Origin of the sequence: Nostoc sp. 106C, from assembly GCF_002154725.1 — a bacterium.
In the GTDB taxonomy this organism is placed as follows: Bacteria; Cyanobacteriota; Cyanobacteriia; order Cyanobacteriales; family Nostocaceae; genus Aulosira.
The window spans coordinates 49,333-75,802 of sequence record NZ_MTAW01000179.1; the positions used below are offsets into that span (position 1 = coordinate 49,333).

General features: G+C 44.0%; 20 protein-coding genes. 9 read left to right on the forward strand and 11 right to left on the reverse strand.

All coding sequences use genetic code 11. The features are described from left to right. Window positions 1–105 precede the first annotated feature (105 nt). On the forward strand, window positions 106–753 hold the full coding sequence (gene upp, locus BV375_RS26570) for a uracil phosphoribosyltransferase (RefSeq protein WP_086766042.1): 648 nt from the start codon (window positions 106–108) through the stop codon (window positions 751–753). Between the two features lie 5 nt (window positions 754–758). Here the strand turns inward: upp and BV375_RS26575 are convergent, their stop codons facing one another. Both BV375_RS26575 and BV375_RS26580 read right to left on the reverse strand, forming a co-directional pair. After that, entirely contained in the window at window positions 759–1,697 is a 939-nt protein-coding gene (locus BV375_RS26575) for an ABC transporter permease (protein ID WP_086766044.1), read from the reverse strand. Window positions 1,698–1,824: 127 nt separating this feature from the next. Then, window positions 1,825–2,883 (reverse strand): ABC transporter permease, encoded by a 1,059-nt coding sequence (locus BV375_RS26580; RefSeq protein ID WP_086766046.1) that lies wholly within the window; start codon window positions 2,881–2,883, stop codon window positions 1,825–1,827. A gap of 281 nt (window positions 2,884–3,164) precedes the next feature. Here BV375_RS26580 and BV375_RS26590 point away from each other — a divergent pair, with 281 nt between their 5' ends. Next, window positions 3,165–3,467, forward strand: coding sequence for a type II toxin-antitoxin system PemK/MazF family toxin (locus BV375_RS26590; RefSeq protein ID WP_086766050.1), 303 nt, complete (start codon window positions 3,165–3,167; stop codon window positions 3,465–3,467). 804 nt (window positions 3,468–4,271) lie between these two features. On the opposite strand, the gene BV375_RS26595 is transcribed toward BV375_RS26590, so the two are convergent. After that, entirely contained in the window at window positions 4,272–7,679 is a 3,408-nt protein-coding gene (locus BV375_RS26595) for an efflux RND transporter permease subunit (protein WP_086766052.1), read from the reverse strand. Window positions 7,680–7,814: 135 nt separating this feature from the next. Beyond that, window positions 7,815–9,131 (reverse strand): efflux RND transporter periplasmic adaptor subunit, encoded by a 1,317-nt coding sequence (locus BV375_RS26600; protein ID WP_243714063.1) that lies wholly within the window; start codon window positions 9,129–9,131, stop codon window positions 7,815–7,817. A gap of 507 nt (window positions 9,132–9,638) precedes the next feature. Between BV375_RS26600 and BV375_RS26605 the strand changes: the two genes are divergently transcribed. After that, window positions 9,639–10,115, forward strand: coding sequence for a MarR family winged helix-turn-helix transcriptional regulator (locus BV375_RS26605; protein WP_086766055.1), 477 nt, complete (start codon window positions 9,639–9,641; stop codon window positions 10,113–10,115). Window positions 10,116–10,233: 118 nt separating this feature from the next. Here BV375_RS26605 and BV375_RS26610 read toward each other — a convergent pair whose 3' ends face one another. Then, a complete protein-coding gene (locus tag BV375_RS26610; protein ID WP_086766057.1) occupies window positions 10,234–11,187 on the reverse strand; it encodes a heme o synthase in 954 nt (317 codons plus the stop codon). Between the two features lie 411 nt (window positions 11,188–11,598). After that, a complete protein-coding gene (locus BV375_RS26615) occupies window positions 11,599–12,579 on the reverse strand; it encodes a heme A synthase (protein ID WP_086766059.1) in 981 nt (326 codons plus the stop codon). 419 nt (window positions 12,580–12,998) lie between these two features. Between BV375_RS26615 and BV375_RS26620 the strand changes: the two genes are divergently transcribed. From BV375_RS26620 to BV375_RS26640, 5 genes are all read left to right on the forward strand, one after another. Then, window positions 12,999–14,084, forward strand: a complete 1,086-nt coding sequence (locus BV375_RS26620) for a cytochrome c oxidase subunit II (RefSeq protein WP_086766061.1) — start codon at window positions 12,999–13,001, stop codon at window positions 14,082–14,084. Window positions 14,085–14,144: 60 nt separating this feature from the next. Then, window positions 14,145–15,881 (forward strand): cytochrome c oxidase subunit I, encoded by a 1,737-nt coding sequence (gene ctaD, locus BV375_RS26625; protein WP_086766062.1) that lies wholly within the window; start codon window positions 14,145–14,147, stop codon window positions 15,879–15,881. A gap of 133 nt (window positions 15,882–16,014) precedes the next feature. Further along, window positions 16,015–16,641 (forward strand): heme-copper oxidase subunit III, encoded by a 627-nt coding sequence (locus tag BV375_RS26630; protein ID WP_086766064.1) that lies wholly within the window; start codon window positions 16,015–16,017, stop codon window positions 16,639–16,641. Window positions 16,642–17,217: 576 nt separating this feature from the next. Next, window positions 17,218–18,960, forward strand: a complete 1,743-nt coding sequence (locus BV375_RS26635) for an ABC transporter ATP-binding protein (protein ID WP_208099197.1) — start codon at window positions 17,218–17,220, stop codon at window positions 18,958–18,960. Continuing rightward, complete coding sequence (locus BV375_RS26640; RefSeq protein WP_086766068.1) at window positions 18,957–20,750, forward strand: ABC transporter ATP-binding protein; 1,794 nt, start codon at window positions 18,957–18,959, stop codon at window positions 20,748–20,750. Before BV375_RS26635 ends, BV375_RS26640 begins: the two co-directional genes overlap by 4 nt. Window positions 20,751–20,917: 167 nt before the next feature. Here the strand turns inward: BV375_RS26640 and BV375_RS26645 are convergent, their stop codons facing one another. The 3 genes from BV375_RS26645 to egtC all read right to left on the reverse strand — a co-directional run bounded on the left by BV375_RS26645 (window position 20,918) and on the right by egtC (window position 23,456). Continuing rightward, window positions 20,918–21,121, reverse strand: a complete 204-nt coding sequence (locus BV375_RS26645; protein WP_339376787.1) for a hypothetical protein — start codon at window positions 21,119–21,121, stop codon at window positions 20,918–20,920. Window positions 21,122–21,555: 434 nt separating this feature from the next. Then, entirely contained in the window at window positions 21,556–22,512 is a 957-nt protein-coding gene (locus BV375_RS26650) for an aldo/keto reductase (protein WP_086766072.1), read from the reverse strand. A 146-nt stretch (window positions 22,513–22,658) separates the two neighbouring features. After that, window positions 22,659–23,456 (reverse strand): ergothioneine biosynthesis protein EgtC, encoded by a 798-nt coding sequence (egtC, locus tag BV375_RS26655; protein ID WP_086766074.1) that lies wholly within the window; start codon window positions 23,454–23,456, stop codon window positions 22,659–22,661. A 365-nt stretch (window positions 23,457–23,821) separates the two neighbouring features. Here egtC and BV375_RS26660 point away from each other — a divergent pair, with 365 nt between their 5' ends. Continuing rightward, the gene (locus BV375_RS26660; RefSeq protein WP_086766076.1) at window positions 23,822–25,171 is read left to right on the forward strand and encodes a DEAD/DEAH box helicase; all 1,350 of its coding nucleotides are present in this window, start codon (window positions 23,822–23,824) and stop codon (window positions 25,169–25,171) included. A gap of 83 nt (window positions 25,172–25,254) precedes the next feature. Here the strand turns inward: BV375_RS26660 and BV375_RS26665 are convergent, their stop codons facing one another. Next, window positions 25,255–25,710, reverse strand: a complete 456-nt coding sequence (locus BV375_RS26665; protein ID WP_086766078.1) for a DUF3592 domain-containing protein — start codon at window positions 25,708–25,710, stop codon at window positions 25,255–25,257. 54 nt (window positions 25,711–25,764) lie between these two features. After that, window positions 25,765–26,463, reverse strand: a complete 699-nt coding sequence (gene urtE / locus BV375_RS26670) for an urea ABC transporter ATP-binding subunit UrtE (RefSeq protein WP_086766080.1) — start codon at window positions 26,461–26,463, stop codon at window positions 25,765–25,767. Between the last annotated feature and the right edge of the window lie 7 nt (window positions 26,464–26,470).

Below are 26,470 nucleotides of genomic sequence, written 5' to 3' on the forward strand. Positions count from 1 at the left end.
AAGGGAGTGTGGGGAGAAATGAGGCAAGGAAGGAAGACAAATAACCTATTGCCTAATGACTATTGCCTTCTTGCCAACTGACAACTGACAACTAACAACTGACTAATGACTATTGACCAAAAAAATCAAGTAACACTTATTGAACATCCCTTAATTCAGCACAAATTAACGTTGATGCGGCGGGCGGAAACTAGTACAACGAAATTTCGTAATCTTGTTAAAGAAATTAGTTTGTTGTTGGCTTATGAAGTAACGCGAGATTTACCGCTGAAATACGAAGAGATTAAAACACCACTCGCACCAATGAATGCGCCTGTTTTGGCCCCTGATAAAAAGCTGGTGTTAGTTTCGATTATGCGGGCGGGACAGGGAATTTTAGATGGGATGCTGGAGTTGATCCCATCAGCAAGGGTGGGACACGTTGGTTTATATCGCGATCCAAAAACTTTAATTGCTGTGGAGTATTATTTTAAGGTTCCCTATGATGTCGAGCAGCGAGACATGATCGTTGTCGATCCGATGCTAGCCACGGGAAATTCTGCGGTGGCGGCGGTGGAACGGTTGAAATCAACTAATCCTTTGTCGATTAAGTTTGTCTGCCTACTCGCTGCGCCAGAAGGTATTCAGCATTTCTGTGAGGTGCATCCCGATGTACCTTTGTACACAGCCGCAATTGATGACCATTTGGATGAACACGGCTATATTATTCCTGGATTAGGCGATGCAGGTGATCGCTTGTTTGGCACAAGATAATAAAATTAGTCTGAGTGGCGATTTTCTCCAAAGTAGGGAGTGCCTAAAGCTTTAGGTGGTGTAGATTTCCCGGCTAAGCCGACTAATGCCAATAAAGCGATCGCATAAGGTAGCATCACTAAAAATTGGTAAGGGATATTTGCCCCTAATGCCTGAATTCGCAGTTGTAAAGCTTCCGTAGCCCCAAACAGCAAACAAGCCAAAGCACTACCTATAGGATGCCATCTGCCAAAAATTAAAGCTGCGATCGCAATAAATCCTTTACCTGCACTCATCCCCTCAGCAAAAAATCTCACCTGTATCAAACATAAATAACCACCGCCTAAACTCGCAAGACAACCACTAACTATCACAGCGATATAACGTACAAATTGTACTGAGATTCCAGCCGTATCAGCAGCTTTAGGAGATTCTCCCACAGCGCGCAATGTTAATCCAAAGCTGGTTTGAAATAAAATATATGTAGTAAAAATAACTAATATAAATAGTAAATATACTAAAATATCTTGCTGAAATAGTAGCGGTCCAAGTAGGGGAATATTAGCTAAACCAGGAATAATAATTGCCCCAATTCCAGGTAATTGCTGTGTACTATTACCGCTAAATACTAGCCTTGCCACAAATGATGTTAACCCAGCAGCTACAAGATTAATTGCTAGCCCTGACACTAATTGGTCAACACGCAAAGTTACACATAAAAAAGCATGGAGTAATCCTACCAATCCCCCAGCAATCAAAGCTGCGAAGATACCCAGCCAAGGATTACCAGTGTGAAAGGTGGTAGCAGCACTCGTAAAAGCACCAGTGAGCAACATACCTTCTAGAGCAATATTAAGTACCCCTGACCGTTCCGAGTACAATCCACCTAGGGCAGCAAATCCTAAGGGTACGGCTAGACGTAAAGTAGCCACCAGGTAATCAGAGAAGAAATTGAGATTATTCATAAAGCTATTTTTAAACGCAGAGGAGCGCAGAGGAAAGCGCAGAGTTTCGCAAAGTTTTCTCCGTGTTACTCTGTCTTGAAAAGTTTCCTACGCCGGGAAACCCGGCTTCGAGGAACTTTTCGCTGCGTTAAACCTCCGCGTCTCTTTGCGTTTTTACTCTTATCTCCCTTTCCACCGCCAGACTGATAGCAATAAACAACACCGTTAACCCTTGAATGGCGTAAACCACAGTTACTGGAACACCTGCACTACGCTGCATCACATTCGCACCACTGCGAAGCGCCGCAAAAAATAAAGAAGTTAGCACTACACCGACAACACTACCACGGCTTAAAAAAGCGATCGCAATCGCATCAAACCCATAACCGCTCGAAACTTGTTCAAATAGTCGATATTTCAACCCCATCACCTCACAACTCCCAGCTAACCCCGCTAAACCTCCCGCTAACGCCATCACCAGCATAATGGTACGTTCCACAGACATGTGGGCATAACGAGCGGCGATGGGGTTAAATCCCACTGCCGTAATTTGGTAGCCTAGAGGCGATCGCACTAACAATACCCATAAAATTCCTGCGGCAGTTAATCCGAATAAAATCCCAGCATGGGCGAGGCTCTGCGGTAAAATAATTGGTAATCGGGCAGATTTGGCAATTAATGGCGAATAAGGGCTAGGTGCACCAGGTGCCATCAGTGGATTTTGTACGAGGTAGCTAACTAGATTCACTGCGATATAGTTGAGCAACAACGTCGTAATTACCTCATTCACTCCGCGCATTGCTTTAAGATAACCAGGAATCCAACCCCAAACTGCACCAAAAAGAAATCCTGCCAAAAGTGCTAAGGGGACATGAATCACAGCAGGTAAGCCTTGCACGTATAACCCAATTAAAGTACTTCCCAACGCACCCAGATAAATTTGTCCTTCCCCACCGATATTAAATTGCCCAGCCCGCAAAGCTACTAACACGCCTAAACTGGTGAACAATAGCGGTGTCATTTTGGTGAGGGTGTTACCAAATCCAAAGTAGGTAGAAAGAGATTCTTGAAATAAAGCGCTGTATGCGGTGACGGGATTTGCCCCAGCAAGTAGGATGAGGATAGCACCAACAATCAGGGCACAGGCGATCGCAATTAGCGGTGATAGGATTGGTAGCAGGAATTTAGTGCGATTAGTTGCGATCATTAGATGTGGAGGTATGATTTCCTATGCAGTTCAATTAACTCCTCAAAGCTGAATCAAATTGAACAATCCATCAGATATCTATCACGTGAAGAACAGTTATGGTTAGTTGAGCGAATTATCCACAAGATGAGAGTCAGATCTTTAAATGATACTTCAAACATTACAACAGAGAGTCTTGAACAACAACTAGCAAATATGGCGAACGATCCAGCAATTCAAGCAAAACTAATAGGTATTAACCAAGAATTTGCTATTACGGAAATGGATGCTTTGATTGAGAAATGACTATCCAACGTGGAGAGATTTACTTTGTTAACCTCAATCCAGTTCAAGGTAAAGAACAGGCGGGAGAATGTCCTGTACTTATACTTTCAATTGATGCGATTAACCGTCTTCCCTTAGTTGCTACTGTAGTTGTTGGTACTAAAGGCTCTAATGTTCCTCGTGATTATCCAACAATGGTTAGACTCCCTTCATCAGAGAGTGGTTTACCTTTAGAAACTGTATTTTTGTGTTTTCAAATTCGTTCTCTTGACCCAAAGCGATTTCCAGAAAATCCAGCAGGTAATACCATTTCGCCTTAATAATGATACAAATACGCGCTTCAGGGTTTAGCATTGCTCATTGGTGTCAACTTAAGCTCAACGCTTATCCCACATACGTTTTACCCCACCCCTTAATCCCCTCCCCCGAAGTTTGCTCAACGGGGGGGAACCCCCGCACGCAACTTCTCTCCGCAGGCGGGGAGGGGAAGTTTTGGCTTTAGACAAAACTGGGGTGGGGTGACGAGGATCGTAATGGTAGGTGAGTGAATACAAAATCACCTTATAACAAGGGTTTCACGTTAAGTTGACACGTATGAGCATTGCTAAACCCCTACGAAAAATTTATGTGTATCAGGATTTTCGTGAATTGGTATAAGTTATCTGAACAGACAATGCTATTGGTTGAAGCAAGGACTCGCTACTGTTTAGGTTTATGAAATATCATTTTTAGTTTTAACTTTTGTTCTGACGATTCTGCTGATTTTGAACTGCTGGAATCTCATCAGCAGTGAAAGTCACAACCTTGCTATCTTTCATAATCCGATCGCTCATTGCCATCACTTCATAATAAATTGTGGCACTGCGATCGCATCCTACTCATAATCCAATATGGTTCAGTTAAGGTGATAAGAGTTCTCATCTGTCGAACAAAAACCAAGATTTGGGGGATTATCCCCCAAACCCCCGATTGGGGGACGGTTGCGTCCCCCAAGCCCCCTCCAAAATAATTGTTCGGTTTTTTGTTTAGTAATTATTTGTGAACTTTGTTGTCAATGAATTTTCTTAACTGAACTGTATTGACTCATAATCGAGAATAGAAGGCTGCTGTGGTGTTGTAGAGATTCATGATACTTCTGCTTTTTCCTTGCGCTGTCTGACTCTTTTCTTCTGTTTACTATTGCGGTGCGTTATCCGCTTACGTAAAGATTCCATGTAGGTGTAGAAAACAGGGGTAATATAAAGCGTTAGTAGTTGAGAGAACAATAACCCACCTACAACAGCTAAACCTAAAGGACGACGAGATTCTGCACCTGCACCTAAACCGAGTGCGATCGGTAAAGTACCCATCAATGCTGCCATTGTGGTCATCATAATCGGACGGAACCGCACTACACAAGCTTCATATATGGCATCAAACGGCGTTTTTCCCCGATTTTGTTGGGCATCCATTGCAAAGTCAATCATCATAATGCCGTTTTTCTTGACGATACCAACTAGCATAATAATGCCGACAAAAGCGTAGATATTTAAGTCAACACCAAACAGCATCAAAGTGAGCAAGGCACCAAACCCCGCAGAAGGTAAACTAGAAAGAATTGTGATTGGGTGAATAAAATCTTCGTAGAGAATCCCCAATATAATGTAAATTATCAAAATCGCAATTATCAGCAAAATTCCTAAGCTGGAAAGCGAAGATTGAAACACCTGTGCTGTACCTTGGAAGCTGGTACTAATGGTTGCGGGTAAAGTTTCACGAGCCAGTTTTTCAATGGTTCCGGTAACGCTACCTAGAGATACTCCAGGTTTGAGGTTAAAGGAAATAGTAACAGCAGCAAGTTGCCCAGCATGGTTAATTGTTAATGGTCCGACGCCTTTAGTCAGAGTTGCAACTGCATTTAAGGGAACTTCTTGACCATTAGTAGAGCGAACTGTTAATAGGTCAAGGTCATTGGGGCTTAGTTGATACTGTGGGTCTACTCCCATAATTACTTGATACTGACCATCAGACGCATAGATAGTAGAAACCTGACGCGTACCATAAGCGTTATTTAACGTGGTTTCTATTTGATTCGCTGTCAATCCAAAGGTTGAAGCTTGTTCGCGGTTAACTTGGACGTTAATTTGGGGATTTTTTATTTGCAAGTCGCTGTTAACATCTTGCAGTTCCGACATTTGGCGCATTTTCGTTTCTAAAGCTGGCGCGTATTGATACAATTCTTGTAAATTTGGGCTAGAGAGTCCAAATTGATACAGCGCTTTTGTTTGTTGTCCACCCAGGCGGATAGATGGCGGGTTTTGCACAAATGCTCGAATTCCCGGTATACCAGTTAGTTTAGGTCGTAGTTCATCCGCTACTGCGTCAGCATTTTTATGTCGTTGAGAATGGGGTTTTAATTTAACAAAGATACGCCCTGAGTTAGATGTAGCATTGGCTCCACCTGCACCAACGCTGGAGTTAATCGCTTCCACATTGGGGTTGCGACGCACAATGTTTGCTACCACTTGTTGATGCTTTACCATTTCAGCAAAGGAAATATCTTGAGCTGCTTCTGTGCTAACGCTTAGCTGTCCGGTATCATCATTGGGAATGAATCCTTTAGGAACGACAACAAACAAATATATTGTTGCAACTAAAATCACTCCCGAAAGAATCATTGTCGTGCGGTGATATTTCATTGATAGCTTTAGAGTTGCTTCGTAACCCCGCAGCATCGTATCAAATACCCATTCCGAAGCATTATAAAGACGACGTTTCCAATTTTTAGCTTTCTTTTCTTTGGTTTTATTTATTTGATGTCCATTACCATTGTTGGATATATCATAGCCATTGCTTGTATTTAAATTTTCATCGTGAGATATATCATGACCATTGCTTGTATTTAAATATCCATCATTAGATATGGCATGACCATTATCTGTATGAAGATGTCCATTACCATCATTCGATATTTCATAACCCTTGTCTGCATGAAGATGTCCATTACCACCGTTGGATATAGCATGACCATTGCTTGCATTAAGATGTCCATTATCTGAATGTTGATGCTCACCTTCATGCTTAAGAAAACGACTACAAAGCATCGGTGTGAGGGTGAGGGAAATAAATCCAGACACTAAAATTGACACGCTAATAGTGACTGCAAACTCACTGAATAGCCTTCCCAAAATGCCACCCATGAACATAATGGGAATGAATACAGCTACCAAAGAAATCGTCATTGATAAAATTGTAAAACCAATTTCTTTGGAACCGTTGAGAGCAGCTTGCATTCGATTTTCGCCCATTTCCATGTGACGCACAATATTTTCTAGCATCACCACGGCGTCGTCTACCACAAAGCCAACGGCTAGAGTAAGTGCCATCAATGAAAGGTTATCCAGAGAGTAACCAAGTAATAGCATTACCCCAAAGGTTGCTACTAGTGATAAAGGTACAGCCAAGCTGGGAATGATAGTAGCTGAGATATTCCGTAAAAACAGAAAAATTACCAAAATTACCAAGCAAATCGTCAGGAACAAGGTAAATTTGACATCGTTGACTGACTCGCGAATAGATTGGGATCGATCATAAAGAATTTCCATATCTACCGCTGCGGGAATTTGTTCCCGGAAGCTAGGCAAAATTTTCTTGATCCCGTCTACAACTGCTACAGTATTACTCCCTGGCTGTCGTTGAATTGCTAAGACAATTGCTCGCTTCCCATTGAACCAACTTGCTACTTTGTCGTTTTCTACGCTATCAAATACCTTACCCAATTCTCTCAACTGAATTGGTGCGCTGTTACGGTAAGCAACTACTAAAGAACTATAAGCTTCGGCATTACTTAATTGTCCGTTTGACTCAATAGTATAGTTTTGGTTTTGTCCATAAAGGTTACCAGTAGGTAAATTAGAATTTCCTTTAGAAACGGCATCTGCTACTTCGTCAATCCCCAAACCCTTAGAACTTAATGATTGTGGGTCTAGGTAAATGCGAACAGCATACTTTTGCGAACCGTAAACCTGTACCTGCGCTACACCATCAACCATTGAAAGGCGCTGTGCTAAGATTGTTTCCCCATATTTATCCACTTCTGACAATGGCAGTGCTGTCGAGTTTAAAGCTACATACAGAATAGGTGAATCTGCTGGGTTGACTTTGCGATATGATGGTGGATTAGGCATACTAGTCGGTAACTGCCGCGCTGCTTTTGCGATCGCAGATTGCACATCTTGAGCCGCACTATCTATATCCCGACTCAAATTAAATTGCAGTGTAATCTGTGCCGAACCCAGAGAACTTGTAGAATTCATCGAATCCAGACCAGCAATACTAGAAAATTGCTGCTCTAATGGCGTTGCTACCGATGAAGCTACCGTTTCAGGACTAGCTCCCGGTAAACTAGCTGACACCTGAATTGTGGGAAAATCCACAGTTGGCAGGTCACTTACTGGTAGCAATTGATAACTCATTAAACCAAACACCATGATGGCTAGCATCACGAGTGTGGTCATGATCGGTCGGCGAATAAATAATGCAGAGATGTTCATAGGCTATATGGGAAGCAGGGAAGGGAGTGTGGGGAGTGTGGGGAGACAAAGAGGAGAAGGAGGAAAATAACTAATGACAAAGGACAAATGACCAATGACCAATGACAAAAAGTATAAATATTTACAAAATAAAAGCTATTGTGAGGGGTTTTGATTTCCTTGGTTAACGCCTCCAGCCTTTTGCCCTGTGCCTACTGCTTGCTTAATTTGTACTTTGGCTTTTGGTCTGAGGTTAAATTGTCCATCAGTGACGACTTGGTCGCCTTCTTTTAGCCCTTGCTGAATCACTGATTCATTACCAACTGCATTACCCACAACAACTGAACGCATATCTACGGTCTGGTCGGTAGGATTCAACACATAGACAAACTGCCCTTGTTGTCCTGTTTGAATGGCTGTGGTTGGCACAACTATGGCGTTGGGTTCTTGTGTTAGCCGGACAACCACATTGACAAATTGCCCTGGCGATAGCCGTCCATCGGCGTTAGCAAAGCTACTTTTAAGTTGAATAGTCCCTGTTGTGGGATCTACACCACTGTCTACAAAAAAAAGTTCGCCACGTTCAGGACGCTGTTCATCTTTGGGAATGTAGGCATCTACTTCTATTTTTCCCTGTGCCCGATATTTGTTAAGTTCTGGTAGTAAGCGTTGCGGAAGGGAAGTAGTAATGTAAATGGGGCTAATTTGACTAATTGTGACCAAGGGGTTGGTATCGTTATCTTTTACTAAGTTGCCTTGATTAACCTTCAAGCTACCTGTACGCCCAGTAATTGGTGAAAAAATCGAATTATAAGAAAGTGCGATTTTAGCGCTATCAACTGCTGCTTCGGCTGCACTAACTTCTGCTTTAGCATTATTGAGGTCGGCTTTTGCAGCGTCAACTGCTGCAATGGTGTTGGCAATACCTTCGTTATCAGCCAGCACTGTTGCTTTTTGAGCATCAGATGCGGTACGGTACTGCTCTGCTTGCTCTTTGCTAATCGCTCCTTGAGTGAAAAGCGTACTATAGCGTTGTGCTTGGGCTTGGGCGTTTTTGGCTTGGGTTTGGTCTTTGAGGAGATTAGCTTTGGCTTGATTGACTTGGGCTACAGCCTTAGAAAGGTTAGCTTGCGCCTGTTTTACCTGAGCGATCGCCTTATCTCGATTCGCTTGCGCTTGCATTAAGGTGGCTTGCTGTGGTCTGGAATCTATTTTGAATAGCAGTTGACCTTTCTTAACATTCTGACCTTCTTGAAAATAAACTCCTGTAAGCGGCCCTGCAACTTGCGACTTTATCCCTACAGTCGAATACGCCACAACTGTTCCTGTTTGTCGTAACTCAATAGGTATGGTTTTACGCGTTACTCTCGCTACCACAACAGGTACAGCACGCTGCTGATTTTTGCCTTTTTGGTTATTGGACTGTGCTTCAGTTGCCGTACAACCACACAGAGCAATTAAACTGAACAGCATGATTCCCCTGCTCAATTGTTTCGGCATTAAGGGCAAAAGTCCTTGCCACGTCAGCTTTTGAGCGTCTAAAGAAGGTCTAGTCTTAAGCTTAAGAGATAAATATCTCATACTGACCAGCGACAGCATTAATGAGAGCCTCTAAATACAGGTTTAACAGATGTTTGAAAAACACACACTTAATTTTAGCTAAAATTAGTTAGCTACGCTAACAGTTAGCCAAACATCTATCCCCAGAACCATTTCTGGTATAACCTGCGAAAAAATTACTGGAAGCTTCCTGCCATCTAATGCATAAAACATCAGATTTTTGCAGATTTGGTTAGATAGACTGAGTAACAGAAGCCGCAGCTTGACAAATGACAGTTTTGGCGCAAAATCTCCTACCAAATCCGCATTTCTAACTCTGCTTTGTCCTGACAACTTTAGCAAATCGGAGTATTGAAACCGGGTTTAGTATCAGTCATGCGATCGCCTCAACTCTTCGCAAAATCCCCAATCTAAAATTGTATGAGTCCCAAAAAACTAGCCCCAGAAGTAACCCCGGAACAATGCGCTGCTAAAATGATGGAAACAATTCCGATTATTATCAAGTTCTTTCGGACAGAGATGCGACGTAATGCTTCTTTTCTCCCAGAGTCGCTTTCTGTCCCGCAATTTCGGGCGCTTGCTTTTCTCGATCGCCATCCAAGTGCTTCTCTTTCCCAAGTGGCAGAACATTTAGGGGTAACAAGGGCTACAGCTTCAACGCTTACAGACCGACTCGTACAAAAAAAATTGGTCAGCAGAGTAGAAAATCCCCTAGAGCGTCGTCATGTTGTCCTCAATTTAACTGATACAGGAAAGTATCATCTACAACAAATTCGCTCCTTGACGAGTGCCAGAATTGCCACCGTTTTAACTAACCTACCAGAAGAACAAATGAGGAGTGTGGTAGAAGGTTTAACAGTGCTAAGTAATACTTTTGAACAGGTAATGCCAGAATAAGTAGGCTTGTAACTGAAAATATCTGATAATTTAGAATATTTTAGCGACTGACGGCTTAAATTTATAGATGCGATCGCGCTTTCAAAATTTGGTAACGCGATCGCGATAATTGTTTACCCTAACTAAATAAATGCAGCTGATCTACTGCTGCATTAATCAAATTATGAGTAATGGGGAGGCTATCAATTACCATGCCAAGACACAACAGCATCATGTAGGAGATGGAATAGAGAAATAGCTCTCTGGCTACAGTCCGATCCTCTGGGTTTTGCAATAAGCGCCAAGCTTTGTGGATGAATATGGCTCCTAAACCAAGAGCGATCGCTGCATAAAAAATCCCAGTTGCGTGTAAGGGGAAAATTAGTAACAGCGTTGCAGCTACTGTTACCAAGGTGTAGTACCAAATTTGCTTAACTGTTGCTGTATCACCGACAACAACTGGTAACATCGGGATTCCGACTTTGGCGTAGTCATCCCGAATCATTAAAGCTAAAGCCCAGAAATGAGGAGGCGTCCAAAGAAAGACAATCGCAAAAATTAACCATGCTGCCCAGCTTAAAGTGCCTGTAACAGCGGCCCAGCCTACTAGCGCCGGAATTGCTCCAGCTGCCCCACCAATGACGATATTCTGGGTGCTATGGCGCTTTAGCCAGTGTGTATAGACTAAAACATAGAAAACTATGCCAGAAAAAGCCAGTAGGGCAGCTAGTAGGTTAGCAAAAACTGCCAATAAAGTGAAAGACATGACAGCCAGAGCCACAGCGAAAATCAGCGCTTCCCGTGGCTGTACCTTACCAGAAGGGATGGGACGATGACGCGTCCGCTCCATTTCATAATCAATATCCCGGTCATAGATACAGTTAATCGTCTGGGCGCTAGCAGCAGCCAAAGTGCCGCCAGTCATAGTTACTAGCAACAATAATGGGTCTACTTGTCCCTTAGCAGCAATCCACATACTGCCAGCAGTGGTAATTAAGAGCAACGGGATAATCCGGGGCTTTGTTAACTGGTAGTAGCTTTGAATTACCTGGAGAAATGTTTCGTGGTGGCGAGAGACATTAGTCTCAATCATTTTGGCTCTAGTTCCTTATTTTTCAACAAGTTATGTGCACGCCCTGCTCAGTCTGATTGGTGCGGTTGAACGAAAGTACAGACTTCCTGCATCTGGCTGGGTCGCAATACGCGCCGTTGCGCTTCCATGAAGAGTGCTACTCACGGCTTTTATTTGTAGAGCCTTTGTAGAAACGCTGTTATTTGCGTTTTGATGTCTCTTGGGATGCAGGTAGAGACAAGGGTTTTTTTGGTTCCACCACTTCTAGTTGCTAGGGATTGGTGCTAGATGTGATGTCAAAGAAGCAAGGGAGCAGGAGCCTAAAGGAGCAAGGGAGAAACCCCAAAATTAGGAAAGGGGCTAGTGACCAAGATGGCAGGGAGATTAAATTTCTCCCCTGCGCCTTGCTCCCTTTCCCCCCGCCTCTTTGAGTTATGAATGCGATCCATTCGCTTGTGTGTTTGTAGTTAATGTTACAGTCACAGGGTAAATGTTAGTTTCACGACTAGCAACCCAGTCGCGTAATGCTAGCACGGTGAAAGCCACTAAAGTACCCAGTAAAGCTGCGCCTACAGCTTGGTGAGATACAGTGAGAGGCTCGACTTGCAGACGTAATCTGAAAGTGGCAACTCCCAACAGTATTTGTATAAGCAGCAACCCACCAGCCATATTTGCTAATCGCCGCAAAGCAGGATGAAGTGCTGGTCTTTGCCAAGATATCAATACCACCGCTAAAGTTGCCACTGTCGGTGGTACTAAGCCGAAGATGTGGCTGTACATCACAGTACAAAGTTGGGATGTGCCCAAACATTGGTGTAGTGCCCAGCGAGACCCTACCAAGGCACCTAGTAAACTTTGTAGGTAAACCAAAATAGAGGCTGCTAAACCCAACCAAGGCAACTTGCCTACATTGCCAGTGCCTTGATAAGGAGTGAGTGCCGTACCAACAATCAGTAGGGTGGTGAAAAACAACAGCGCTGTCCCCAAGTGGGCAGTCACAATATCAAACCGCAACAGTTCGGTGACCGTAAGTCCCCCCAAGATGCCTTGGAAGACGATTAAAAATAGGGCGAATGTAGATGCCCAAGGCAGCCAAGTAGGTAGGGCGCGACGATGCCACCAACACAGACCAACAAGGGCGATCGCACTGACACCAATCAAAGCTGCGTCCAATCTGTGAAACCACTCCAAGAATACTTGGAGATTCATTTGCTTGGCTGGCACTAATTGCCCGTAGCACAAGGGCCAGTCTGGGCAAGCAAGTCCTGCGTTCATCACCCTTGTGGCACTGCCTATTGCCATCAAAATCAAGGTGGCTATACAGATCTTCCAAACCAAACGACGAATCATTTCCTTGGGCTTTGGCTGCGGAGCTGCCGCTTCATTTTGTTGTTCTAGGACAAATTCGCTCATGAACGATACCTTATGCCCGCTCTTGAGTAGAGCTACTTAAAATTATTAGTTTGTCAGTCACGACCCATATCCACCCTAGCGTATACGACAAGGATTTATAGATTAGCTTTCAGTTATACCTTTCACTTATACTTTGAATCACTCTTGCCACTTTTTGCCCGAAACTTTAGGTATTTTTCAAGTTGTTATGAGTCCTTTTTTTGCAATAAATTTTACTATCTAAATTTATTCTTAAATTTTTGCCATGATTCACATCTATCCTTAGCAATATCTGATAAAACTCTTTTACTCAAAAATAGTTATGTAGCTAAAAAAATTAATAAAAATTTCAGACCTTAATAGCCCAGAACTGATGGACTGGACTACCTTAGTAAGTGGGCAGCTTTGAGATAACGTAGTAAATTCATTTTAAGTAAGCCGTGAAAATTCCAAGTTCGATCTGGACATTACTAATTGGCATTGTGCTAACCCTAGTCAGCCTTTGGTACGGTCAGAATCACGGTCTGTTGCCAACAGCAGCCTCTGATGAAGCCGTCTTAGTTGATGGTTTGTTTAACACAATGATGATCGTCTCGACAGCTATATTTATAATTGTCGAAGGTGTTTTGATTTACGCTGCATTTAAATATCGGCGGCGACCTGGTGACAATGAAGACGGACCACCAGTTGAGGGTAACGTACCTCTAGAAATACTCTGGACGGCGATCCCAGCAATTATAGTTATTGGTATTTCTGTATACAGTTTTGATGTGTACAACGAAATTGGTGGCTTCGATCCCCATGCTGTTCATGAAGCCCCGATTACTCAGAATATGTCGATGAACATGCCTGGGGCAGCTATTGCTGCAACTTTAAACGATACGCCACCAAGCACAGAACCCAACCTCAATCAACAAAAGTCTGATGAGGCGATGCAAGACCCAGCCACGGCAGCAGTTCGCAATGCTGACCAAATTCCTCAAAAGCGGAATGCTCCTGGAATCGGAGTTGTTTCTCCCACCATTGGGCCTAGTCCGGAAAACGTAGGCAAACCGCCAGCGTTGGCAATTAACGTTACCGGTCTCCAGTACGCCTGGATTTTCACTTATCCAGAAACAGGTATAACTACTGGTGAAATGCACGTTCCCATTGGGCGGGAAGTGCAAATCAATATGACAGCCAACGATGTGATTCACGCTTTTTGGGTACCTGAGTTTCGCTTGAAGCAAGATGCTATCCCCGGTAGACAAAGCGAGATTCGCTTCACACCCAACAAGGAAGGTGATTATGCCCTCATCTGTGCTGAACTTTGTGGACCCTACCACGGCGCAATGAGAGCACCGATAGTTGTTGAGAAACAAGAAGCATTTGACAAATGGCTGCAAGAGCAGCAAGTAGCCAGCCGCGAAACCCTGAATCAAGCTGTTGCTCTTAACCCAGCAGATTTATCCCCTAATGAATTCCTTGCTCCTTATACCAAAGAAATGGGAATTAAACCTGAAGTACTCCATCAAGTTCACCATTAGTCAAAAGTCCAGAGTCAAAAGTAACAACTCAGGACTCAGCACTCCAGACTCAGCACTCTTATGACCCAAGCTCAAATACAAGAAACTGCCAATATTCCTGCCCGTATTGAAGAACCAGGGGAGAGAAAATGGCAAGATTACTTTACTTTTAATACCGACCATAAGGTGATTGGGATTCAATACCTAGTCACTACGTTCATTTTTTACTGTATAGGCGGCGTTTTAGCGGACTTAGTTCGTACCGAGCTACGTACCCCAGAAGTAGATTTTGTCACGCCTGAAGTTTATAACAGTTTATTTACGCTGCACGCCACAATCATGATTTTCTTGTGGATTGTGCCAGCTGGTACAGGGTTTGCTAACTACCTGATTCCCCTGATGATTGGGGCTAAGGATATGGCATTCCCCAAACTGAATGCTGTTGCCTTTTGGATGATCCCGCCTGCTGGTTTGTTGCTGATCGCTAGTTTAGTGGTAGGGGACGCACCAGATGCAGGTTGGACTTCCTACCCTCCCCTGAGCTTGGTAACAGGTCAAGTGGGTGAGGGAATTTGGATTATGAGTGTCCTCTTACTAGGTACATCATCGATTCTGGGGGCAATCAATTTCCTTGTTACCTTGCTGAGGATGCGTACCCCAGGCATGGGTTTCCATCAAATGCCCTTGTTCTGCTGGGCGATGTTTGCCACCTCAGCACTGGTACTGGTATCAACACCGGTGCTAGCAGCTGGTTTAATTTTGCTGGCTTTTGACTTATTCGCCGGAACGACATTCTTTAACCCGACTGGGGGTGGCGATCCGGTGGTTTACCAGCATATGTTCTGGTTTTACTCTCACCCAGCGGTTTACATCATGATTTTGCCTTTCTTTGGGGCAATTTCTGAGGTGATCCCAGTTCATTCCCGCAAACCGATTTTTGGCTACAAAGCGATCGCTTACTCTTCCTTGGCCATCAGCTTTTTAGGACTAATCGTTTGGGCGCACCACATGTTTACCAGCGGTATTCCTGGCTGGTTGCGGATGTTCTTTATGATCACCACTATGATCATTGCCGTACCCACAGGAATTAAAATTTTCAGCTGGTTGGCAACAATGTGGGGCGGTAAAATCCAGCTAAATACTGCCATGCTATTTGCAATGGGCTTTGTGGGCACATTTGTGATTGGTGGGATTAGTGGCGTGATGTTGGCGGCTGTACCCTTTGATATCCACGTTCACGACACCTACTTTGTAGTCGCACACCTGCATTACGTCCTGTTTGGTGGTAGCGTGCTCGGCATTTATGCCGGGATGTACCACTGGTTCCCGAAAATGACAGGGCGGATGATCAATGAATTTTGGGGTAAGGTTCACTTTGCCTTGACCATTGTCGGTCTGAATATGACATTCTTACCGATGCATAAGTTAGGGATGATGGGTATGAACCGCCGTGTTGCCCAATATGACCCCAAATTCACGTTTTTGAACGAAATTTGCACTTATGGTGCTTATATACTCGCAGTTTCTACCTTCCCCTTCATTATCAACGCGATTTGGAGTTGGCTATACGGAGAAAAAGCTGGTAATAATCCTTGGAGGGCACTAACCTTAGAGTGGATGACTACCTCACCACCTGCGATCGAGAATTTTGATGAACTCCCGGTACTGGCTACAGGCCCCTACGACTACGGCTTGGAAAACGCTGACAAGGGTGTACCTCTATCAGATCCCAATCCAGTTTTGTCTGGCGGTGTTAACTCGGTGTTAAGAGCCGAGCCTGACGAGCCATATCCAGCAATTACTGCTGAAAAAGAATAGTGCAGGGCATTGGGCATGGGGCATTGGTCAGTTGTCTCCCCTGCTTCTTTTTCCCCTTTACCCTTTACCCTTTCCCCCTTCCCCTCCTGCCTCTAGTCCCCACCCTCACCTGTCCTCTAACAATTCAAGATTCATGCAAAGTCAAACTATTGACTCAGCAAAAGCTGAACTGAATCATCACCATAGTGCGGAAGCAGCACATGCTCATCACGAAGCACATCCAGACCATCGCTTGTTTGGGCTAATTGTCTTCCTCGTAGCTGAAGGGATGATTTTCATGGGGTTGTTCGGAGCCTATCTGGCTTTCCGTTCTATCTTACCTGTATGGCCGCCAGCAGGCACGCCAGAATTAGAACTTTTACTACCTGGAGTTAACACTGTCAATCTAATTGCCAGCAGTTTTGTCATGCATAATGCTGACACTGCCATCAAAAAGAACGATACCAAAGGTATGCAAACCTGGTTGGCAATTACTGCTGCAATGGGTACGATTTTCTTGGTAGGGCAAGTATATGAATACACCCATCTAGAATTTGGTCTAACTACCAATTTATTTGCTAGCGCATTTTATGTTTTAACTGGCTTTCACGGTTTGCACGTTACCCTTGGCGTTTTGGCGATTGTGGCTGTCTTGTGGCGATCGCGCCGTCCGGGACACTATAGTAATGAAAAGCACTTCGGTATTGAAGCTGCGGAAATTTACTGGCACTTTGTAGACGTGATTTGGATTATTCTTTTCGGATTGTTGTACATACTCTAAGTATTAATAAGTAGTTGTTCACTCCACGCGAATAACTACCCAACCCCCAAATGGGGGTTTTTTTCATGGTTATTTATGTAATCGACTTCTGATACCAATTCACGAAAACTTTGCTACAGATAGATCTCTCGTAGGGGCACGGCAATACCGTGTCCTTATCAACGTATTTGTATCATGATGAAAGTGAAACGGTATGATACCAATTTGAAAAATGATTGCGACAGATGGAAATCTGAAACGCTGATCCAATAGTTGTTTGTTTTAGAATCTAATACCAATTCAAATAATGTTTGCGACAGATAAATTCTTTGTAGGGGCACGGCACCAGTAAAATAATTTGATATACCAAAAGATTGTGGCTGCCGTGCCCCTACTCATGTGTCGCGTTCTTTTTTCAAAATGGTATGAGTATTGACAGGCGATCGCCTAAAATTTTTCTAGATATTTTTTCTGGGTATTCCAGTGCCGAATCAGCATTAATTGAGTCACAGAAGGCTTAAGGTGCGAGATAATTTGTGAAAGACACAAGGGTGCATTTCATTGGTTCAACAATCACAAATCCCAGAAAATTCATCGATGCGAGCAATCCAGCGTGTACTGGGGAGCTTGAGCAATTACCAATGGATTTCCTTAGGAGCTTTGTTCAGTCTCTTACTTTTGACAGTTGCAAATGCAGCTACACCACAATTATTTCGCTGGGGAATCGATCAAGGTATTGCCCAGAAAAACTTACAAATTGTGCTTTACAGTGCTGCATGGATGGTAGTTGCGGCGATCGCTCGCGGTTTATTTAACTTTGGACAAAGCTATTTGGCAGAGGCGGCTTCTCAAGGTGTTGCCTATGATTTACGCAATAAGATTTTTAGTAAGATTCAAAATCTCAGTTTTAGCTATCATGACAAGGCACAGACTTCCCAACTGCTAACTCGCGTCACCAGTGATATCGAGCAGATCCGTACATTTATTGGTACCAGTCTGATTCAGGTGATTGGTGCAGTGGTGACGTTGGTAAGTGTTGCGGTAATTCTGCTAGTGATGAATTGGCAGTTAGCATTAATTACCCTGACAGTAGTGCCGATATCAGGATGGTTAATGGCACGATTCGTTACCCGCAATGAACGAATATTCCGGCAGGTACAAGAGCAACTGAGCGACCTGAATGCGGTATTGCAAGAGAACTTGTTGGGGATCAGGGTAGTAAAAGCTTTCGTGCGGGAATCTACCGAAAGGTCGCGTTATACGACCTTAAATGATGCCCTAGTCACGGCCAATATGAAGACTATTAGCGCCATCCGCAATACCTTCCCCTTTATCTTTTTAATGAGTAATTTGGTAACTGTCGCAGTTTTTGGCTATGGGGGAGGACAGGTAATTGGTGGTAAGTTCTCTGTTGGTGAATTGGTAGCGTTTAACTCTTACCTGGTGTTGGTACTCCAACCAATTTTGTTGATTGGATTTGCTGCACCTGCGATCGCTCAAGCAGCTGCTTCCGCGGAACGAGTTTACGAAGTGGTAGATGCGGAGGTGGAAATTAGCGATCGCCCCGATGCTGTAGAGTTTAACACCTGCGGCGGCAGAATCACTTTTGAAAATGTCTCGTTTCGTTATCCTGGAGCTAGAACTGAAGCTCTAAAGAATGTTTCTTTTGAAACCAAGCCTAACGAGCTAATCGCTATTTTAGGAATGACTGGTTCCGGCAAAAGCACAATCATGAACTTGATTCCCCGCTTTTATGATGTCACTAGGGGAGCAATTCGCATTGATGGGCGGGATGTGCGGGATTTTACCCTGAAAAGTTTGAGAGCGCACATTGGGATTGTGTTTCAAGAAACCACCCTATTTTCTGGTACCATCCGCGAAAATATTGCCTACGCAAAACCGAATGCAGCTTTGGAACAGGTGCTTGAAGTGGCAAAAACTGCCCAAATCCATGAATTCATCGCCAGCCTACCCGATAGCTACGAAACAATGGTAGGTGAACGAGGCATTGGTTTATCTGGGGGACAAAAGCAACGAATAGCGATCGCCCGCACCTTACTCACTGATTACAGTATTCTGATTTTAGATGACAGTACTTCTGCTGTAGATGCCAAAACTGCTGCGCAAATTCAAGCCGAACTGGATAACCTTATGCGCCAAAAAGCTTGTGTAACTTTTGTGGTGGCTCAACGCATTAGTACCATCAAGAATGCTGATCGCATTTTTTTGGTCGATAAAGGACAATTAGTTGCCCAAGGCACCCATGAAGAATTAATGCAAACCAGTCCACTTTATGGGGCGATTTTGGAATCTCAAGTAAAGCAGAAGGAGAACAAATGAGAGGCTTCGGTCCGGTTGTTGCACCTGAGCAACAGGCAAATCACCAACTCTCCACTTTACGGCGCTTTTTGCAATACTTGCGGCCCTATCGCAAAGAAATCCCCATAGCCTTGACATTAGTACTGATTGGTGCGTCAACACAGGCGATCGGGCCATTCTTACTGGGTTGGTCAATCGATCATCTAATTGCTAAAGGAAATTTGCCGGGGTTGATGCTGCTATTAGGGCTGCTGGGACTAATTTACGGGCTTGGTATCTCGGCAACTCGTGGTCAAATTATTCGGGTCGGCTGGATTATGCAGCGCTTGCTGGCGCAACTGCGGCAAGATATTTTCACGAAAATCCAGAGTTTGCCACTCAGCTTTTTTGACCGCAGCGAAGCGGGCGATTTAATGAGCCGCCTGCTCAATGATGTGAATACAGTGAATCAGGCATTTGGTCAGACCATCGCCCAAATGCTGGGCAACACTTTTAGTTTGGTTGGCATTGTCATTGCCATGCTCTCAATCAACTTACAACTTGGCTTGTTAAGCAACCTCGTTGTACCACTGATGATTTTGACCACGAGCTTGTTTGCACGTTGGGCAAGAGCGAGATTTCGCGTCACACGACAGACAATTGGCGAACTTTCCACCAAGTTGGAAGAAGATATTGGCAGTGTGCGAGAAGCACAGGCATTTAATCGCGTACAGATGAACATTCAAGAATTCGCCACTCTCAACGCTGCTAATCGCGATGCCAACGTCCATGCTGTGGCAATTACTGCGGCCTTTTTACCGTCGATTGATTTTCTTAATACTCTAGCAACCGCAGGTGTACTAGCTTATGGTGGCTATCTTGCTGTCACAGGCGCAGCAACAGTAGGTGTCGTGACATCATTTTTACTTTATGTACAGCAATTCTTTCGCCCGATCCAAATTCTCAGTCAGTTTTACACCCAAGCTCAGTCTGCCTTTGCGGGATTAGAACGAATCTTCCTGCTGTTGGATGAACCATCACAACTTAAAGATGCACCTGATGCTATCCAAATGCCACCAATTTACGGTGATGTGACATTTGAGAATGTCAAGTTTGGCTATAACCCAGAGCAAATGGTTCTCAAAGGCGTGAATTTACACGCCCGCCCAGGGCAGATGGTTGCATTAGTAGGCCCGACAGGCTCTGGAAAAACGACAATTATTAATTTAATATTGCGTTTTTATGATGTCTCTGATGGTGCAGTAAAAATTGATGACATTGATGTGCGTAGTGTTACTCAAGCTAGTTTACGGCGTCAGATTGGTATTGTTCTGCAAGATAATATTTTATTTAGCGGTACTGTGGCGGAAAACATTGCTTTTGGCTCTCCACATGCTACCCAAGCCGAGATCGAAGCCGCTGCACAAATGGCAAATGTGCATGAGTTTATTACTTCATTACCACAAGGTTATACAACTCAACTGGGTGAACGGGGTGCGCCTCTCAGTCAAGGACAACGGCAACTGATTAGTATTGCCCGTGCGGTGTTGATCGATCCCCGCATTCTGATTCTTGATGAAGCTACCAGCAGTATAGATACCCGTACAGAAGCACTGGTACAAAATGCGATCGCTCGCTTGCTGCAAGGTCGTACCAGCTTCGTAATTGCTCACCGCCTCAGTACCGTTACTCAGGCCGATCAGGTATTAGTAATTCAGCAAGGACAAATCATCGAACGCGGCACTCATGCAGAACTCATGAGTCTGCAAGGTGTCTATGCAAACCTCTATGCTCTCCAGTTGGGTGCAGCAACCACAATGGAATTTCAATAATTAGTAAAACCCTAAATGAGTTGTGAAATTACTTGTTGAGTCAGGATCTACAAATTTACTTTGTTTTTTCACAAATGAAATAGGACTGCTATAGAATTTCCAATCCAATGAAATACAGCCCCTTGTAAGGACACAACAACGTTGTGTCCTTACTATCATGTCGATTGCTAGAAATGATCCAATCTAACATCCTTCCAAATTTCAGAAACCTGCCAGCCTGTATTCCCAACTGATTGGACTACAGGATTGTCACGCAAAGGAATATAGTGAGGTTCTCTAATCTCTACATCCAGTACTTGTTTCGTCTCTAATATCGATTCTAGAGCATCGATAGTATCGTCTTGAAGATTTTCTTCTTCTACTTCCTCCATAATCTTAATTTTCTTCAGGAGGAGTTTTTCAGATTTTTTGATCAGTTTCATCTGTATCTACTTAGAATTTTGAAAACTGGACATTCGGAGATGAGAATCTTCATATTGATTCTGAAAAGATTAATATAATCTTTTCAAAATTTTCAGACAGATCCGCAAGAAATTTTATGAAGTATAGTGTTGAATAATTTAACTAGGATTAACTAGGATACAGCAAATTTGCGAAAAATACGAGCATTTTTCTTAACAAGGTATTGAAGCGCATTAAGTAAGCTGATACAAATAAACCGAACTATGTAATAGAATGTAAAATGCATAAAACCCTTGCCATTGCTACCCTACGAGAAGGGTTAAGGACGGGTTTTATCGATGTGTTGCATTCTTTTTTCAAATTGGTATTACTTATCTCTTAATGCTGCATCATTTGAAAGATTTTATGGATTCTTGTGCAAGAAAGCCTGGATCTCTTTTAGCTCTTGCTCGTTGAGACGAAATTCACTTGCACCGATTATTCCTTCTACTTGTTTACTGTTGCGTCCGCCAACAATTGCCGCTGTTACCGCAGGATTATTTAAAGTCCAAGCGATCGCTACTTCACCAGGTGAACGCCCATGTTGTTGACCAATGTGTTGCAACATCTCGACCAGCTTCAGATTACGAGATAGACGTGGCTCCTGAAATTCACTGCTGTTCTTGCGCCAATCATCATCTGGCAGATTAGCAACTCGCTCAGATGTCATCGCCCCAGTGAGCAAGCCAGATTGCATTGGTGAATAAACAATCACACCTATATTATTTTCCTTACAAAAAGGCAAAATATCCTTTTCTACATCGCGCTTGACCAGTGAATAAGGCGGTTGCAATGAAGTGATTGGTGCAATCTCCTGGGCACGTTTCAATTGTTCTACATTGAAGTTTGAAACCCCAATATAGCGAACCTTACCTTCATCTTTTAGCTGGCTGAGGGTTTTCCAACCTTCTTCGAGTTCTGCGTCTGGGTTGGGCCAGTGAATCTGGTAGAGGTCAATGGTTTCAATGTTGAGTCGGCGCAAACTAGCTTCAACCTCCCGCCGCACCGAATCTGCCTTGAGGCTACGACCAATTTCGCCTTTTTCATTCCAAATCATTGAGCATTTAGTAAAAATATAGGGGCGTTCTGCTCGACCTTTAAGCGCTTTAGCAACAATCTCCTCTGAATGGCCCAAACCATAAATAGCTGCGGTGTCAATCCAATTAACACCCAGATCGAGAGCGCGATTGATCGCTGCAATCGATTGTTGGTCGTCCTGTGCTCCCCAACCAAAAGCCCAGTCACCTCCACCGATAGCCCAAGCACCAAAGCCGATTGGGGTGATTTGAAGCTCCGAATTGCCGAGTTGTTTGGTTTTCATGCCTACTTTCTCCAAGAATTAGGAATTTTAGGTGAGCAGCGTTTCCAACAATGCTCGAAGTAATCTAAAGCTTTACCTTGCCAAAGAAACCGAATTATTTATTTTTAAAAGTCTTGCCCAGTCAGCTTAAAAGCTGTTGTATCGCGTTAAACAGCGCTCTCAAATAAGCTAGTTGTTGGCTGTAATGACTCTGCTTGAACAAATAGCGTACTTTGGTCAGGAAAAGCTGTCCAATTTTGCTCGAATAGAGGTTCAGAAGCAACAATGACTTGGTTGGGCTGCTTTAGATGATCGCAATACCAATAAAGACTAGGGGCTTCTGTACGGTAGGCGTAGCGAGTTGCCGCAACTGCTTGACCGTCACTAACTATGATATTGGCACTAAAGCTGGTATCGTGCTTTTTAGCCAAGTCAGTCAATTTTTGCAGTGTCGCACGTAAGGCTGATAATAGGTTGCGATCTAGAGACGACTGCCACATTTCCACTAGCAAAGCGAAGATGTGTTCAGAATCAGTCATACCCTTAATCAGCTGGTATGTGGAATCAGAAAGGCTTTCGCGTATCGGTCTATAAAGCGTTTGTTGAAAGTTTTCGATCTCACCATTATGTACAAACAACAGCTTGCCACTGCGGAATGGCTGACAGTTACTAATGTCGAGCGTTTCACCGCTCCCTGCTAGGCGGACATAGCCCACAACACAGTTAGATTGGACATAGTTGCTCAACTCTTCTATATTCGGATCGTTCCACAGGGGGATGGTGTTCCGGTAAATAAACGGTTTACTCGCTTCGTTATACCAACCTACACCAAACCCGTCTGCACAAACTACTCCTGATTTTAATTCCTGCGGGTTATAACTTTGCTTGTATAGCGAATGCTCTTGCTTATAAAGCAACTCATCTAATTGAATGCTATTACCAAGGTAGCCAACTAATCTACACATAAGAAAAATAGCTAAATCATAAAATACGCATATAAAAGTTTAGCAAGCGAATTTTTTGCAGCTATCTAACATAGGGAGGATTTCCTCGCAGAGTGAGTTAATACTCTCGTTTGAAGCCAGGAATAGGGGATGATTTGGATTGCGATCGCTCTTCAGCATGAACACTACAGCGGCTACTTTCTTTGGTGTCCTGTCAAAACTTGCTCACATTTTAGGCACTAGTACGAACTACAGTCTGTTAGAATGCAGAGCTGCGGCATTCGCTGTCAGTCTTGGCGCTTACTGCCTTCTATCTCTTCAAACCATCCGTCCGCCTAAGACTGATGCCGCCAGTGGCGACAGGCCGATGTTATTTCTGGAGTTTTATGTCTTTTTCTACTCTCGGCTTGTCCCCTGAAATTATCCGCGCCGTCACCGAGCGAGGCTACACTCAACCCACGCCAATTCAGATGCAGGCGATTCCTGCTGTATTGTCGGGTGGCGATTTGCTAGCTGGTGCCCAAACTGGTACTGGAAAAACTGCCAGTTTCACCCTGCCGTTGCTGCATCGCTTGTCATCCGAAAAGAGCATTAAAGGCACATCTCATCATGGATGTCCGCCGATTCGGGCGCTGATTCTTACCCCAACTCGTGAACTCGCCGCCCAGGTGGAAGAAAGCGTGTTTGCCTATGGCAAGTACCTGAAACTGAACTCAATGGTCATGTTCGGTGGGGTCAGCATTAGTCAGCAAAAACAGCGTTTGAAGAGTCGTGTGGATATTTTAGTCGCTACCCCAGGGCGACTGCTAGACCACGTGCAACAGGGCACGGTGAACCTGTCGCAGATTGAGGTGTTAGTGCTGGATGAAGCAGATCGCATGTTGGACATGGGCTTTATTCGTGATATCCGCCGCATTCTGTCGCTCCTGCCTAAACAGCGGCAGAATTTGCTATTCTTCGCGACCTTTTCCGACAAAATCAAGGAACTCGCCGCTGGGTTGCTCAATCGCCCGACGATGATTGAGGTGGCACGCCGCAATGTTACCGCTGATACAGTGGCACAGAAAGTTTACAAAGTAGACCGTGATAGGAAGCGTCAATTACTGGCTCACCTGATACGGAAAGATAATTGGTATCAAGTGTTAGTGTTTACCCGTACTAAATACGGTGCAGACCGGTTGGTCAAGCAGTTGGGTGAGGACCGCATTCAAGCACTGGCTATCCACGGTAACAAGAGCCAGTCAGCGCGTACCCACGCTCTGGCAAAATTCAAGAACGGCAGCCTACAGGTACTAGTAGCAACCGACATTGCAGCTCGCGGTCTCGACATTAGCGAACTGCCCCATGTGGTCAATTTCGATCTCCCCAATGTACCGGAGGATTATGTTCATCGTATTGGTCGCACTGGGCGTGCTGGCGCGTCAGGTGAAGCTGTATCGCTGGTAAGCGTCGATGAATATTCGTTGTTGGCTGATATCGAAAAACTGATTAAACAGCGCTTGCCCTTTGAAGTGATCGCTAGCTTTGGAGCCAACCCCCACACCAAGCCCGAAGCAATGCCAAGTGGAGGCAAAGATAAACCCAGAACTGGAAGTGACCAGCGGACAGCTGGCTCGACTGCTGAACCGTTACCAAAAAAAACGCCTAAAAAATTGGCAGCACCAACCGTAGCTGGTGACAAAAAGTCCGGTAGTGGTTCCTCCACATCACGCCGTTGGGCTAAACGCGATCGCTAATTTATCAGTGTTAAATATTGGCTCAGTTCCTATCTCTACCCACTCTTTGACGGAACAACCTTCAGTGGGAACTGATGCCATTTCTATTTAAAACTTGCCAGATTGCGAAAAGATTTAACTAGTGCAACTCCTCCAATCAATACGAAAATTGATCCCATACCAGTAAACATTGCAGGTAAAAACCATAGCTCAAGCCAAGAATTAATCATGGCAGAATTTGGTTTTTGAGGGTTGTAGAGAACTTCTACCTGTTGACCTTTACTAAATGCTGGTGGCTTGCTGCCTGTATTAGATTCAAATACAGTTGGTTCACCAGAACTTGGAGTGAATTTAACGACTGGATAGTAAGCAGAAGAGGCGCGACCCTTACTATCAGTTGATGAACGTCGCTTTAAATCAATTACAGTTCCTTTTATTGATTCTGCTGTGCCAACAAAAGAATGAGTATTAATTACAAATATGATGCCTGTGACAGCAAATATACTGCCAATACCAGCAAATATAGAACCAAATACCAGAAAGAACTTTGAATCGTCCATAGAATTTTTTTATTTTGCTAGGAGCAGACACAATTGAGATGAAAATCCCAACAATCAAACTGCCAAAAACCTTTGAATCACATCCTGACTGAGTTCGTTGGTTGAACCAGAGGCAACAATACCGCCTTTTTGCATGGCGTAATAGTAATCAGCTTGACGAACGAAGTGCAAGTGTTGCTCAACTAATAAAACAGAAATGCCTGTGGTTTCAACAATGCGACGGACTGCGGCTTCAATTTCCCAGATGATTGAGGGTTGAATACCTTCGGTGGGTTCATCTAGTACGAGTAATTGAGGTTGTCCCATTAAAGCACGAGCGATCGCCAGTTGTTGTTGCTGTCCACCACTCAAATCACCGCCCATTCGCGAAAGCATTGTTTTCAACACAGGAAATAAGCTAAAAATTTCCTCGGAAATTCCGGCTTTTTGTGCCTGTTTCTGTCTAGCTTCTAACCCCAACAGCAGATTTTCTTTAACTGTCAAACGGGGGATGATTTCTCGTCCTTGGGGAACATAACCAATTCCCATTTTTGCCCTTTGATCTGGAGATTTAGAGTTGATTAATATCCCAGCAAAGTTAATTGTGCCGCTGCGGGGTTTAAGTAAACCCATAATTGTTTTAAGCAGAGTTGTTTTACCTACACCATTGCGTCCAATTAAGCAGACCATTTGCCCAGATGGTACGCTCAAATCTACGTTGCGGAGAATATGGCTTTCACCGTAGTAAACGTTAAGGTCAGAAATTGTGAGCATTGATTTT

What these genes read in the sequence shown, in the direction of transcription:
- urtE (WP_086766080.1), bottom strand. Translation starts at nt 26,463, where the DNA reads ATGCTCACAATTTCTGACCTTAACGTTTACTACGGTGAAAGCCATATT.
- BV375_RS26575 (WP_086766044.1), bottom strand. Translation starts at nt 1,697, where the DNA reads ATGAATAATCTCAATTTCTTCTCTGATTACCTGGTGGCTACTTTACGT.
- BV375_RS26600 (WP_243714063.1), bottom strand. Translation starts at nt 9,131, where the DNA reads ATGCTGTTCAGTTTAATTGCTCTGTGTGGTTGTACGGCAACTGAAGCA.
- BV375_RS26650 (WP_086766072.1), bottom strand. Translation starts at nt 22,512, where the DNA reads ATGAAAACCAAACAACTCGGCAATTCGGAGCTTCAAATCACCCCAATC.
- BV375_RS26665 (WP_086766078.1), bottom strand. Translation starts at nt 25,710, where the DNA reads ATGGACGATTCAAAGTTCTTTCTGGTATTTGGTTCTATATTTGCTGGT.
- BV375_RS26595 (WP_086766052.1), bottom strand. Translation starts at nt 7,679, where the DNA reads ATGAACATCTCTGCATTATTTATTCGCCGACCGATCATGACCACACTC.
- BV375_RS26640 (WP_086766068.1), top strand. Translation starts at nt 18,957, where the DNA reads ATGAGAGGCTTCGGTCCGGTTGTTGCACCTGAGCAACAGGCAAATCAC.
- BV375_RS26610 (WP_086766057.1), bottom strand. Translation starts at nt 11,187, where the DNA reads ATGATTGAGACTAATGTCTCTCGCCACCACGAAACATTTCTCCAGGTA.
- BV375_RS26635 (WP_208099197.1), top strand. Translation starts at nt 17,218, where the DNA reads ATGCGAGCAATCCAGCGTGTACTGGGGAGCTTGAGCAATTACCAATGG.
- BV375_RS26645 (WP_339376787.1), bottom strand. Translation starts at nt 21,121, where the DNA reads ATGGAGGAAGTAGAAGAAGAAAATCTTCAAGACGATACTATCGATGCT.
- BV375_RS26580 (WP_086766046.1), bottom strand. Translation starts at nt 2,883, where the DNA reads ATGATCGCAACTAATCGCACTAAATTCCTGCTACCAATCCTATCACCG.
- BV375_RS26630 (WP_086766064.1), top strand. Translation starts at nt 16,015, where the DNA reads ATGCAAAGTCAAACTATTGACTCAGCAAAAGCTGAACTGAATCATCAC.
- BV375_RS26605 (WP_086766055.1), top strand. Translation starts at nt 9,639, where the DNA reads ATGAGTCCCAAAAAACTAGCCCCAGAAGTAACCCCGGAACAATGCGCT.
- egtC (WP_086766074.1), bottom strand. Translation starts at nt 23,456, where the DNA reads ATGTGTAGATTAGTTGGCTACCTTGGTAATAGCATTCAATTAGATGAG.
- ctaD (WP_086766062.1), top strand. Translation starts at nt 14,145, where the DNA reads ATGACCCAAGCTCAAATACAAGAAACTGCCAATATTCCTGCCCGTATT.
- BV375_RS26660 (WP_086766076.1), top strand. Translation starts at nt 23,822, where the DNA reads ATGTCTTTTTCTACTCTCGGCTTGTCCCCTGAAATTATCCGCGCCGTC.
- upp (WP_086766042.1), top strand. Translation starts at nt 106, where the DNA reads ATGACTATTGACCAAAAAAATCAAGTAACACTTATTGAACATCCCTTA.
- BV375_RS26615 (WP_086766059.1), bottom strand. Translation starts at nt 12,579, where the DNA reads ATGAGCGAATTTGTCCTAGAACAACAAAATGAAGCGGCAGCTCCGCAG.
- BV375_RS26590 (WP_086766050.1), top strand. Translation starts at nt 3,165, where the DNA reads ATGACTATCCAACGTGGAGAGATTTACTTTGTTAACCTCAATCCAGTT.